A 13,215-nucleotide genomic window follows, 5' to 3' on the forward strand; every position below is an offset into this window, starting at 1 on the left:
GTTAAAAATAGTTGAGGTGTCTCTTTTATCTTGCCCTACAAAAAATAACTGATAAAACAAATTGAGATCTACAAGCTTAGGAAAACTTCTATGTACAATTTCTGGTAGCTTGTAGATTTTTCTATCAAAGAAATACTTAAAATCGGATACTGATTCTATAATATGCATTTCATTGTCTAGCGAGATACAAAAGAAATCATTCTTTCTAAGTACTTCAAAACTCTTATTATTGAGTTCAAAACTCACAAAGAAATAGTATTTTGATTGATCAAATCCCGCAGGAAAAATTGCCTCATTGCCAATGGCAAACATTATGCCCTGTAGAACAAGGGTTTTACCTTTATTATTATCGTTGCTAAAAATAATATTTAGATTCGAGCCAAATCGCTCTTCAACAAATGCTTCATTTTCATTACCAAATGCAAACTTCTTAATTATCATTTACTAGTCCATCCTTAACCATTGCTACCAAAAATCGCGTAGAGTCAATATTCATGTGCTCAACATTATTAATTAAATTGCTACGAATATTACTCGTTATATCTGAAACACTTTGAGTCTTACTTTTGAAAAACTCCTTAAAAATTTCTTCAAATAATTTCCAAAAATATTTTTGATTATTTTTGTCAAAAAATGCTCTACTTAATGCTGCATTTTGCTCATATATATGATCTTCTGCTTCATCGTCATCAAACTTACGAGTGAATCTAATATAACTTATAGGGCATTTTCTATGACTACTAAAAATATCGCCTCCAACAAATCGGTTTAATACAAATACTTGTAATTGCTCTGTTGTTAGACTCCTATTTAAGTTGAGAACGTCATTTGGTCTTCTAATTTTAATATTTTCTATTTCAGAATTTTTTAATGCTGTTTGTCTGTCTCTTATTTCGGTAAAAATTGCTTTATAAAAGTTATCATCGTTGAGCTTTGAAGACTGGAATCTCATTAGCCCTTTCACATACATTTTTTCTTCTGAGCGATCTTCTACAAACAAAACATGTTCAAAAAAATCGCTTAGGTCACTGTCGGTCGCTAATGCCGCCTTAGATATAAGCCCCTCAAGTACTCTTTGCTTGTGAACCTCTTTAAAGTTACAAATGTTGTAGCTTGTTAATGATGAATCCTCAATGTAATCCGTTTTTAAGCGAGGCATAAAGAACACAAATTCCTGAAAAAATGGCTTAAAATCAGACCTGTAGTTCTCATACAGTGTTATTAGGTACTTTCCTATTTTTCGTGGGGTTAGTGATTGTTCATTCTTCGCTTGAACATCCCATAAATTCTCTTCATCACACATTCCAGAAACGTCATTAAAACAATCAATCGTTAGTACACTAATTTTTTTATACTTAGGGCTTTGAGTTGCAAGGTATAGAAGGGATTTTGTTTCGAATACAGATGCCTTTAAGTTATTTTGTTCCGTTTTTGTAAATATATATGACATCTTATTGCTTCCGTTCAGTTGAGTATTTATTCTTTTTATAGACTTAACCCAATAATTGATTGGTTCATTTTGGCTGAGCGTAACGAACTAAGCAACTGTTTTTCCTTACAGTTTTATTGATTTCAATCATTTAACATGGAAATATTTCAGGGGTTAGCTCTCACCGTTGGAGTTTTTTAGCTATTTAGTGGTTAATAGCGTTGGAGGATGGTTTAAGATTTTAATCAGTGGTGGATAAAGGTCAATTCGAAGCCACAAAATCAACGAATCTTTCTCCGTCTTTTTCTACAATTTGGTCATACTAGTTGAGAATAATGCCTTTTGTCAGAATGGTAATAACATTAACATTATCAGTATCGTGAATAACGGCCACAATAATATTCAGAAAATTATTAACTTTTGATTACAGAGAATGCACTTTACATAGTTAGATGAACCATTCAAAAGAGTGCATCTCTTTAATTAATACAGATGCAATTCCTGACAATATAATGGTGAATATCTTTGTATCAAATGCCACACAAGGCTTTCGGCTTCATATATGTACCAAAATTCGATCCAGCTTCATTAGAAACGTTCTAGCTCTATATTGGAATGATCATTTATTTGTGTACCTCTTCATAATTTTGCTTTGCAACCGACCTTGCGGTCGGTTAAACTTACACTATTATATTACTAAGGTGCTTAAGGTAATCCCATGAGAGACTCAGAGCAAACTCGTCAAAAAATATTAGAAGTCAGTGCTGATGAAATCCATAAAAAGGGTTTTACTGCGACTAGTTTATCTTGTATTTTAGCGCGCTGTGAAATATCTAAAGGGGCTTTATATCATCATTTTGCTAATAAAATGGAGCTGGGCTATGCCGTTTTTGAAGAAGTTTACGCCCCTGCTTTTCTCGAACTTTGGCAACCTCCAGTAGAAGCAGAGGATCCAATAGAAGGCTTGTGTGAGTTTTTTAGCGCAATTTCAAAAACCATGATTTGTGACGAACTAGTTTGCGGTTGCCCTTTAAATAACCTATGTCAGGAGATGTCTGGTGTAGATGAAGGTTTTCGCATTCGTATACTTGCAGTTCAAAAACAGTTGAATTTATTAATTGCGACAAACTTATCGCGTGTTAGCCGACACCTGCAACCAAATCTTGATTATAGCCAAGTAGCCTACTTCATCGTTTCTACCTATCATGGCTCTTCAAGTTTAAGTAAAAGCTCATTAAATAAAGAGCTGTTTGACAAAGTCATTAAAGAACTTTGTCGTTACATACGACAGTTAAAACGCTAGTTACAAAAAAATTTCATCCTGAAATAACAATTCTTAACACTTTATCGACTATCTTAATCCAAAAAGCTATTTCCGACCGAGCGGTCGGTATGTATAATAGCAACAATTCTGATTCACTTTACATTAACAGCACTACCAAGGACCATCATGAAAAAGCTCTTATTACTGATTGTATTATTCACTAATTTTGTACAAGCCAGTACCGCAGCTGAGACTGCACAAGTAGTCTCTCCTTATCAAGTAATAGAAGTAACAGGTAATAATCTGTTTACGAAAATTGCCAATAAACAAGATGCTTTAAAAAAATTCCCTGATTTAATGCGAGATATCGTTGAAGAAGAATTAATGCCATCAGTTGATTACCAATATGCGGCATTTAAAATTTTAGGTAAACACTTAAAAAATACAACCAAAGAGCAACGTGTAAATTTTATTTCTGCCATGCGCTCATATTTAGTTCGTACTTACGCCAATGCTTTAATGCAATACAGCAATCAAAAAGTATTGTTTGAGCCAGAGGGTAAGTTAAAAGATAATGCAAAGTCGGCTTCTGTGGATGTTAAAATCATCGATACCGGTAAGCCAGATATTAATATCACTTTTCAAATGCGTAAAGACACTCAGTCACAAGAGTGGAAAGCTTACGATATGATAGTTGAAGGCATCTCATTAATTAGCAGTAAGCAAGCTGAAGTAAATCGTAGAATATCTGATTTAGGTTTAGATCAAGTTACTTTAGAACTTGCTTCAATCGCAAGTTAATACCAAACAAATTATTGCTAAAAAAAAGCCCGTATAACTTCTAAGTTATACGGGCTTTTTTGTAAGTTACTTAATCTTATTACTGTGGAGCAGAGCTAATCGTCATTTCCGTTACTTTATTTGCTTCAATATCAGCTTCAGTAAAACGTAATGGCCTAAGTTGCGGTTGTTGTGAATATAGTAAGCTTTGATCTAGGTTATGGTCACTGCCATATTCTGACGATTGTGAATAACTTAATAAACCTCTCGCTACAGGGCCTTCATCAGTAAAGTTTACTACTGTCATCCAGCTACTTCCGTAATTAATATGATAGCCTTTACCTTCTGCACTTAAAATAGAGTCACTATTTTGTGCAGGGTAAACGTGTCGAGGAACTAAAGATCCATCATTACCTGTGCGAGTACTAAACACATTAAAACCGCCTTCAATATTGTGTGCACCAGCCCAAGGTATTTTAACCCCTGAAGCACTGCCATCGGGTAAGCTGCGTTCAACAAACTGTACTGTACCTAAGGTTGCATCTAGCGCTAAACCTGCTGACTCAACATTCAAAATTGCTTGGGCAAACTGCTCTAATGTTGTGTTGTTGCTTGCTAAGCCACTAGGCGTTGAAGTGACGTTATCGGTCGTGAAATTATTACGCCATTGCGGGTTTTTGTTAAACTGAAAAGCAAACTCTCTAAACAAATGCGCTGAACTCCTCTCTTTATTCATGCTGCCATCCCACAAAGCGAGAGCGGCACAACCAGCACTAATATCGACACTTTCACTGCCAACTGAAACCGCAGTGCTACCTTGCGCTTGGCATATAGCTAAAAGCTCTGTCAGTATATTTTCAGCAAGATAATTACGATTATTTAGTAAGGCTTGCTCAACCTCCACAGGGTTAAATAAGCCATCACTGCCAGCACTATCAGCTAATAATTTATGCGCCATGCGTGAGCGAAGCGATTGCTGGTTGTCAACGGGTCCATATAAAGGTGAAACACCTGTAATAGGCGAATCTAGGTTAGTTAGCCAAAAACTGTCATTTGAGTTTTGAACATAATCAGTGCCTGAATATTTTGGTGCATTTTCATAAGGCACTGCTCGATCAAAATCAAACGCAGATAAAAACCCAGGTAATATAGTAAACCCTGCCGCTTGCTTAGCTCCAACAAGAAGTGGGTTCGTGGTCATTTCATTAATTGCTGTAGCGGTTAAGTGCGGTACGGTTGAATCATCAATATAGAAAACATTACCCTCACTATCGGCCGACATTGTATTATTAAAAATAACGCCATCGAAGTCTTTAAAAGCTTGTTTAAACTCATCGATATTGCCAGCTAAATTCATAGCCAACCAATGATCGATAATATCAACATTACCTAAATTAGCGTCTTTTATAGCAAAAGCATTACCACCTGGACCCCATTCAAAATTACCAGGCACCACAACCATCGGACCATGGTGAGTAGCATAAGTCATTTTAGCCAGTTTAATGGTTTGACCCGGCGCAACAGCAACATCAATAACGATTTCTTTAGCTGTTATTAAACGATTTGTTCCGTCGATAACTTGTGACATTTGAGCAGGATCACCAGGATTTAAAGTTAACTGATAAATCACAAAATGCTCTGCTGATGAAAAGGTGTGAGTCCATGCAACATTTTCATTAAAACCAATATTTACAACCCCAGGCACACCAGTAAGCGAGCCACCCATAACGTTTAAATGATCAGGAATAGTTATATGAAACTGCCAAAAACGTAAGTTACCGGTATGTGGAAAGTGTGGATTAGCTAATACCATACCCTTACCGTTTTCTGTTTTATCTTTACCTAATCCCCACCCATTCGAACCTAAATCACTAGGATTTTTTTCAGGAAGTGTAATCACTGGTTTTGAGTTAACGACATAACTATCAACGCCAACACTTTGTGGATAAGGTGCAAAACTTTCTCCTGGAGGAGCGGCTAAAAACATAGGCCCAAGAAAATTAGCTGCGCCGGGTAACAAGGCAATTCCTAGTGAATAGGTCAACATATCAATATTAGTTATCGGTTGTATCCAAGGCATATTGGCACATGACGCATCTATGTTAGCAACGCCAGTATCCGCTAGATACTTATTATAACCTTGTGCATAACCCGATAGTAATGCTTGGCTATTAGCTGAAAGTGAATTGATATTTTGTTCTGCATGCGCTCTTATGCCCATGGTTAAAAAACCAAAGTCATTAATTAAATGCGCTGAGTCTCCCGAGGCCGGCACTATATCAGGACCGTAATATTTTGCGCGTTGAGAGTTATACTTCAAAATTTGATCGGCCAGTATGCAGATATTATCTTTTGCGAACGCATATCCCACACCGTAAGACATACTTTCTAAATTATCAGCTTTAATATGCGGCACACCATAATCGGTCCAACGAATATTAGCCGTTAGCACCCCGTCATCATCAAATGAAGGTACGGGTGTTACAACTGCTGGTGGTGTAATGGGTGTTGGGGTTACAGGCTCTGGCGCACCAATATAGGTATGTTCGCCACCCCCACATGCTGATAAAACTGAAAGTAGACCTATGATTGAAATAGGTTTTATTGTATTTTTTATTGAATAATTCAAAATAAACTCCCTTTAAATTCTCTTATTTTTATCATACGTAAAACTGTACTTACCTAGTCATACTTGCACAATAAACCATCAATCTCAAACAATTATTAATCGATGACATTCAATAAAAATTTATAACTTGAGTTTAGGACTTAATCGAAATAAAAAGGATCTATGGGTTAATTTGCAGCCTCCAACAGTCGCAGTAATAGCACGATACCCATATGGTTTTTCTTAACTTTTTATCGCCTATTTACTCGTCAGAAAAACTAAATGTGATTTAACCTTGGTATATCTGGTCAAAATTTGGAATTTTATTTTCCCAAATGGGTATATCTTTACCGATGTGCTCTCGAACGGCGTCAAAAAATAACCGTGTTCTTACCGGCAGATCTCTATGTGGATAAATAGCATACATTGCACTGAAATCAGATAATTTTATATCAGGCAGCAGTGGCACTAACTTTCCGTCAATAGCCTCCTGTTCTAAAATAAACGCGGGCAACACCACAAAGGCGGTGCCTGAAAGTGCTTTTAATAATAAAACCTCGCCGTCATTAGCACGAAAAACACTTTTTATGGTTTTTTCTCTGGTCTGACCGTTTTTATCTATATAGTTAATACTGGTAACTCTTAAAGAATTACTGTTATATGTTGCCGCTGGCAAAAGCGCGAGTTCATCAATATTTTTAGGCATACCATAAGTATTAATAAACTCAGGAGAGGCCAATATAACAAGCCTATTACGGGCAATTTTTCTAGCAATTAACGTTGAGTCTTTCGGCTCGCCGACACGAAAGGCCAAATCAAAACCTTCGGCTACAATATCCATAACACGATCTTCTAAACGTAACTCAACTTCAACCTGCGGAAAACGTTTTTGAAAGTCATTGATCACCGGCTGTAAGTAACGCTTAGCAATAATGGTAGACGAGGTTATTTTTAAGACCCCTTGCGGCTCTTGATGATAATTTTCAGCTAATCTTACGGTTTGCCCTAACAAGTCTCGCAGTTCACGAGATTTTTTGATCATTTCTGCGCCAGCTGCTGTTAATGAAAAAGAGCGTGTTGTTCTATTTAACAACCGTACACCTAAGTCATCTTCTAATCGACTAATTTGCTTCGAAATAACTGAACGGTCAATGTTTCTGTGATCTGCTGCACTTGCGAACGACCCCAGTTCAACGACATCAAGTAACATCAATAACCGGCTGGTTGTATCCATTATTTTTCCTAAATCTATTTTATTGATGCCATTTTCGCACTAATGAAATTAAAAAACTATGCTTTTTTTGCACGTATATATTGCGTAAAATCTCACTATTAATTTATGCACCGTCATTTTGACCAAAAGAGAAACACCATGAGCAAAAAAATATTTATTGCCGCAAGCGTTATTTCCATCAGTTTAGTTTTAGCAGCATGCTCTGAAGAACCAATGCAAAAAACAGCATCACAACCACTACAGCCTATCGATGTAGCTGAAGTATTAGTTGAGCCAGTACAAAATTGGCATGTTTACACGAGTCGTTTAGAGTCTCCTGAAGAAGTAGCATTAATGCCGCGCGTTTCAGGTGTTATTGACCGTATTGCTTTTAAAGAAGGCGATAATGTAAAGCAAGGTGACTTATTATTTCAACTTGACGATCGTCCTTTTGCTGCTGTAGTTGCTAGTTTAGAAGCTCAAATTCTTAGTGCAAATGCAGCCTTAGATCAAGCGCAAAGTGAAGCTAAACGTGCAGTACGATTAACCGAACGAAAAGCTATTTCAACTGAACAAGCACAAGCTAGAACTTCAACTTTACATCAACGTGAAGCTCAGTTGGCGGCGCTACAAGCACAGTTAACTTCAGCTGAACTTGATTTAGAGTTTACTGCTATTCGATCACCAATTAATGGGGTTATTTCACGTGCGAATATCACCCGTGGTAACAACGTGCTTGCAGGACAAAGCATATTAACGTCAATCGTTTCAAATAATGAAATGTATGCCTATTTTGATATCGATGAACGCACTTGGAATAGTTCATTTGCTGATGTTACAGCTGATAGTAAGCAACAAGTTGTTATGCAAAAAGTAGGACAGAAAAATTTCAGACATGAAGGCCACATCAACTTTATTGATAATCGTATTAATTCCTCAACAGGCACCTTACGTGTGCGCGCCATTTTTGAAGGTCAACATAATGAAGTTAATGACCAATTACGAGCTGGCTCATTTGCGCGAATTAAACTTGCGGCTAACGAGATTACGAAACAAATTCTTATTCCTGAACGTGCTATTGGCACAGACTTAAAAAATCGCTTTGTACTTACCGTTGGTGAAAACAACATTTTAGAGTACAAGCTAGTTGAAATAGGTGAACGATATGGAAAGTTGCGCGCTATTACTTCAGGTTTAAACAAAGGCGACATTATCGCTGTTAACGGCCCCGCTCGTGTTGGTCCTGGCATGCCTATTAACCCAACAACTGTCACTATTGATACAACCGATATCGCATTTACTTTGTCATCAATTGACGATGTAAGCCTTGTAGCTAAATACTAAGAGCTGAACATGAATTTTTCTCACTTTTTTATTCAACGCCCCATTTTTGCGGCAGTACTATCGCTCATCATTTTGATCGGTGGTGGTATTTCATTATTTCAACTACCGATAAGTGAATACCCTGAAGTTGTGCCTCCAACCGTTGTAGTCACAGCGAGTTACCCTGGTGCAAACCCAACGGTTATTGCTCAAACAGTTGCAACACCGCTTGAGCAAGAGATTAACGGCACTGAAAACATGCTATATATGTTTTCACAAGGTACCAGTGATGGTCGCATGACTTTAACAGTTACCTTTGCATTAGGTACCGATTTAGACCGTGCTCAAGTGCAAGTACAAAACCGTGTAAACAGTGCATTGCCGCGTTTGCCTGAAGAAGTACAGCGCCTTGGTGTAGTGGCTGAGAAGTCATCACCCGACTTAACCATGGTAGTACATTTATATTCACCAGAAAAAACGCACGATACCGCGTATTTATCTAACTATGCTGATTTAAACATTAAAGATGAAATTGCTCGTTTACCCGGCGTAGGCGACATTCGTTTATTTGGTGGCGGCAAATACGCAATGCGCGTTTGGTTAAATCCCGATGTTCTTGCATCACGTGGGCTTACGGCTACTGATGTCGTTACAGCATTACGTGCTCAAAACCAGCAAGTTGCTGCGGGTAGTTTAGGTGCACAACCTATTTCGAACGATAATCAATTTCAAATATTATTAAATGTTAAAGGTCGTTTAAGTAGTATTGAAGAATTTGAACAAGTTATTATTAAAGTCGGTGAGCAAGGTCAAATAACCCGCTTATCTGATGTTGCACGTGTTGAATTAGGTCAAGACTCATACTCACTAAGAGCTGAACTTGATAACCAACCCGCTTTAGCTATGCCTATTTTCCAACGTCCTGGTTCAAACGCTATAGAGCTTTCTGATCAAGTACGTGAAACTATGGCGCGTTTAGCAAAAGATTTTCCTACTGGCGTTGAATACGACATTGTTTATGATCCAACCGTATTCGTACGTGGCTCTATTGACGCGGTAATTACCACACTATTAGAAGCAATTGCGCTTGTGGTTATTGTGGTTATTGTGTTTTTACAAACATGGCGTGCATCTATTATTCCATTAATTGCTGTACCTATTTCATTAATTGGTACCTTTGCTGTTATGCAATGGCTAGGTGTATCGATAAATACTTTGTCACTATTTGGCTTAGTACTTGCCATTGGTATTGTGGTAGATGATGCTATTGTTGTAGTAGAAAATGTTGAACGAAATATCGAAAAAGGTTTATCTCCACTTGAAGCAACCCGCGTTGCCATGAGTGAAGTTACAGGGCCAATTATTGCTATTGCTTTAGTCTTGAGTGCGGTATTTATTCCAACTGCTTTTATCACTGGCTTATCAGGACAATTCTATAAGCAATTTGCATTAACAATCACTATTTCGACTATTATTTCAGCCTTTAATTCACTAACACTATCACCGGCGTTAGCGGCATTATTATTAAAACCCCATGATGCAAAACCAGATGCTTTCACTCGCTTACTCAATAAGTTATTTGGCCGTTGGTTGTTTACACCATTTAACCGCGTATTTAATCGTGGTGCTAAAGGGTACGAAAAATTAGTCCAAAAACTTATCCGTATGACTGTTGTTGTTATGGTGGCTTACTTTGCTTTAGTTGGCGGTACGATTAAGTTGTTTGATACTGTACCTGGTGGCTTTATTCCTCAACAAGATAAACAATACTTAGTCGCGATTGCCCAGTTACCTGATGCAGCCAGCCTGGACAGAACCGAAGCGGTATTGGCAGAAATGCAGCGAATGGCTTTAGATGTTCCCGGCGTAGCGCACACAGTAGCCTTCCCTGGTTTATCAGTTAACGGATTTACCAACAGTCCTAACAGCGGTATTGTATTTACGCCACTTGATAGTTTTGACAAGCGAAATGATCCAAGCCTGTCGGCTCAAGCAATAGCGGCACAATTAAACCAACGTTTTGCAGCCATTGATGAAGCATTTGTTGCGGTATTCCCACCACCGCCAATTCAAGGTTTAGGGACTACGGGCGGCTTTAAACTGCAAATTGAAGATAGAGCTAACAAAGGCTTCGAAGCCTTATTTAATAGCTTACAAGCCGTTATTGGTAAAGCGCAAAAAGATCCTGCATTAATGGGACTCTACTCAAGTTTTCGTATTCAAGTACCTCAAATGGATATCGATATTGATCGCGAGCAAGCGCTTATTCAAGGTATTCCATTAAATGAAGTATTTGACGCCTTGCAGATTTACTTAGGCTCAGTGTATGTAAATGACTTCAACTTGTTTGGTCGTACTTACCAAGTTAATGCCCAAGCTGATGCTGACTTTAGACAAGATCCAGAACAAATTTTAAATCTAAAAGTACGTAACCGTAACGGTAACATGGTGCCATTAGGTTCGATATTAACAGTAACACCTGCTATTGGGCCTGATCGTGTAATGCATTACAACGGTTACCCAAGTGCTGAACTTAACGGCAGTCCAGCGCCTGGTTATAGCTCCGATCAAGCTCAACTCGCCATTGAGAAAGTACTTGCCGACACGCTACCTGCTGGTATTGAGTATGAATGGACAGAAGTAACATATCAGCAAGTACTTGCCGGTAACACCATGGTTTATATATTCCCATTAGTTGTTTTACTAGTGTTTATGGTGCTTGCTGCTCAATACGAAAGCTTGCGCTTGCCATTGGCAATTATATTAATCGTGCCTATGACTATTTTCTCAGCATTATTGGGGGTTTGGTTTGTCGGCTCAGACAATAATATATTTACCCAAATAGCGTTAATAGTGCTGGTGGCTTTAGCCTCCAAAAACGCCATATTAATGGTCGAGTTCGCTAAAGATAGGCACGACAACGGCTTATCGCACTTAGACGCCATACTTGAGGCCTGTCGTATGCGTTTACGCCCAATCTTAATGACCTCAATTGCCTTTACTGCTGGTGTTGTGCCATTAGTGTTGGCCACAGGTGCCGGTGCAGAAATGCGTCATGCTATGGGTAACGCTGTATTTTCAGGGATGATTGGTGTCACTGTGTTTGGCTTATTATTTACCCCCGTTTTTTATATGTTAGTAACAAGTAAAAAAGAAAAAACTCAAGAGATTTCTCATGACTAAATTAAGAAAAATGAGACCTGTAAAAGGTTTTACGGTCAGTGCAATTTTAGCCGTTGCGTTTTTATCAGGCTGTGCCAACAAAATTGACATTGCTGATGAGCAAAGCCAAGTAAGTAAGTTAATCACTAAAGCCAATATTGCTAGCGAGTTAAGCGGTGAAAATGAAATTAATTGGTGGCAAAAGCTTGATTCAACACAGTTGAACCAGCTTGTAGTCGACTCTTTAGCAAATAACTACGATTTAAAAACTAGCCAATTAACACTTAAAAGTGCCTTAGCACGATTAGGTGAACAAAAAGCGCAATACTTACCGCAAGGTGGTGTTGCTATAGGAGCTACACGCAGCGATGTGGTTTCTACTTTTGATCGTCAATCAAGTGCTAGTTTAGCGCTTGATTGGCAGTTAGATTTATTTGGACGAATTACTGCGTTGGTTGATGCTGCAAATGCATCAACCATGAGCCAAGCTGAACAAGTACGTTTATTACAAATTGAAGTGGTTTCGTCTGTAGTAAAAGGCTTCGTGAGTTATCAAGGTAATGTTGAAAAACAAAACATAATTGCCTTGCAAATTGATGCGCTAACGCAAGGCATTGATGTACTTCAAGCACGGGTGGATGAAGGCGTTGCGAACGAGCTTGATTTAAACCGAACTATGGCTCAATTGCGACAACAACAAGCCTTAATACCCGCGATTCAATACGCTAAATATCGCGATTTATCGACCTTAGCTGTATTAACTGGTCGCTTAGTGCAAGATGTAGTTTTAGCTGATGAGCAAGCGATTTTAACCCATGAGTTTAACGTAACACTTAGCGAACCAAATAATGCTATAGCCCTTAGACCCGACATTAGCCGTGCTCTATATGATTTTAGCCAAGCTAACAGCTTAAGTGTGTCAGCAAGTAAAGCATTGCTACCCGACATCAGTTTAAGTGCTTTTAGTGGGATATTAAGTATTGATAGTACAGGCCTGAGCAATACACAACAGCAATGGCAAATAGCGCCAACACTACAGTGGTCAATACTCAGTTATCCTGCGCTTTTAGCTCAGCGTGACGCACAGCAGTTTTTAAGTGAAGCCGCATATAGCGATTACCAACAAGTGGTGTTAAAGGCGCTTAGTGAAAGTGAACTTGCATTACAATTATTGGTAAATCAAGACCAGCAAAAGCGCTTTGCCGATCAGCGATATAGCTTTGCTAATAAAGCATTTTTACAAGCAAACGCCATGTATGAAGAAGGTCAAATACCTTACTTAGAGTTGTTAGATGCGCGTCAGGATGTTTTAATAGCTCAAGAAAATGCTGTTGATTTAACCATTTCAGCCTTGCTTGCTAAAGTGAATGCCTACCAGTCATTTAATGGGCAATGGAGCTATGCAATTAGCAACAATAATATGTAGAGTTAATTAG

At 38.2% G+C, this 13,215-nt stretch carries 9 protein-coding genes; 5 read left to right on the forward strand and 4 right to left on the reverse strand.

Features of this window, described 5'->3' with window-relative positions; genetic code table 11:
- Both H4J50_RS06085 and H4J50_RS06090 read right to left on the reverse strand, forming a co-directional pair.
- On the reverse strand, positions 1–441 hold a 441-nt coding region (locus tag H4J50_RS06085), incomplete at its 3' end, for a hypothetical protein (protein WP_220466109.1).
- A complete protein-coding gene (locus tag H4J50_RS06090; RefSeq protein WP_182255136.1) occupies positions 431–1,450 on the reverse strand; it encodes a hypothetical protein in 1,020 nt (339 codons plus the stop codon). The genes H4J50_RS06090 and H4J50_RS06085, both read right to left, overlap by 11 nt.
- Positions 1,451–2,147: 697 nt before the next feature.
- Between H4J50_RS06090 and H4J50_RS06095 the strand changes: the two genes are divergently transcribed.
- Both H4J50_RS06095 and H4J50_RS06100 read left to right on the forward strand, forming a co-directional pair.
- On the forward strand, positions 2,148–2,732 hold the full coding sequence (locus H4J50_RS06095) for a TetR/AcrR family transcriptional regulator (protein WP_182255137.1): 585 nt from the start codon (positions 2,148–2,150) through the stop codon (positions 2,730–2,732).
- A 147-nt stretch (positions 2,733–2,879) separates the two neighbouring features.
- Positions 2,880–3,494, forward strand: coding sequence for a phospholipid-binding protein MlaC (locus H4J50_RS06100; protein ID WP_108455200.1), 615 nt, complete (start codon positions 2,880–2,882; stop codon positions 3,492–3,494).
- 79 nt (positions 3,495–3,573) lie between these two features.
- Here the strand turns inward: H4J50_RS06100 and H4J50_RS06105 are convergent, their stop codons facing one another.
- Both H4J50_RS06105 and H4J50_RS06110 read right to left on the reverse strand, forming a co-directional pair.
- Positions 3,574–6,105 carry an acylase gene (locus H4J50_RS06105; RefSeq protein WP_404842746.1) on the reverse strand — a complete coding sequence of 844 codons (2,532 nt, stop codon included), beginning with the start codon at positions 6,103–6,105 and terminating at the stop codon, positions 3,574–3,576.
- 265 nt (positions 6,106–6,370) lie between these two features.
- Positions 6,371–7,315, reverse strand: a complete 945-nt coding sequence (locus tag H4J50_RS06110; protein ID WP_108455198.1) for a LysR family transcriptional regulator — start codon at positions 7,313–7,315, stop codon at positions 6,371–6,373.
- Between the two features lie 138 nt (positions 7,316–7,453).
- On the opposite strand from H4J50_RS06110, the gene H4J50_RS06115 reads away from it, so the two are divergent.
- The 3 genes from H4J50_RS06115 to H4J50_RS06125 are packed head-to-tail and all read left to right on the forward strand — an operon-like array spanning position 7,454 to position 13,205.
- On the forward strand, positions 7,454–8,638 hold the full coding sequence (locus H4J50_RS06115) for an efflux RND transporter periplasmic adaptor subunit (RefSeq protein ID WP_108455197.1): 1,185 nt from the start codon (positions 7,454–7,456) through the stop codon (positions 8,636–8,638).
- A 9-nt stretch (positions 8,639–8,647) separates the two neighbouring features.
- The gene (locus H4J50_RS06120) at positions 8,648–11,800 is read left to right on the forward strand and encodes an efflux RND transporter permease subunit (RefSeq protein ID WP_182255138.1); all 3,153 of its coding nucleotides are present in this window, start codon (positions 8,648–8,650) and stop codon (positions 11,798–11,800) included.
- Positions 11,793–13,205, forward strand: coding sequence for a TolC family protein (locus H4J50_RS06125; RefSeq protein ID WP_182255139.1), 1,413 nt, complete (start codon positions 11,793–11,795; stop codon positions 13,203–13,205). The genes H4J50_RS06120 and H4J50_RS06125 overlap by 8 nt, the downstream gene beginning before the upstream one ends.
- Positions 13,206–13,215: the final 10 nt, after the last annotated feature.

It is taken from the genome of Colwellia sp. 6M3, from assembly GCF_014077595.1.
GTDB lineage: Bacteria > Pseudomonadota > Gammaproteobacteria > Enterobacterales > Alteromonadaceae > Cognaticolwellia.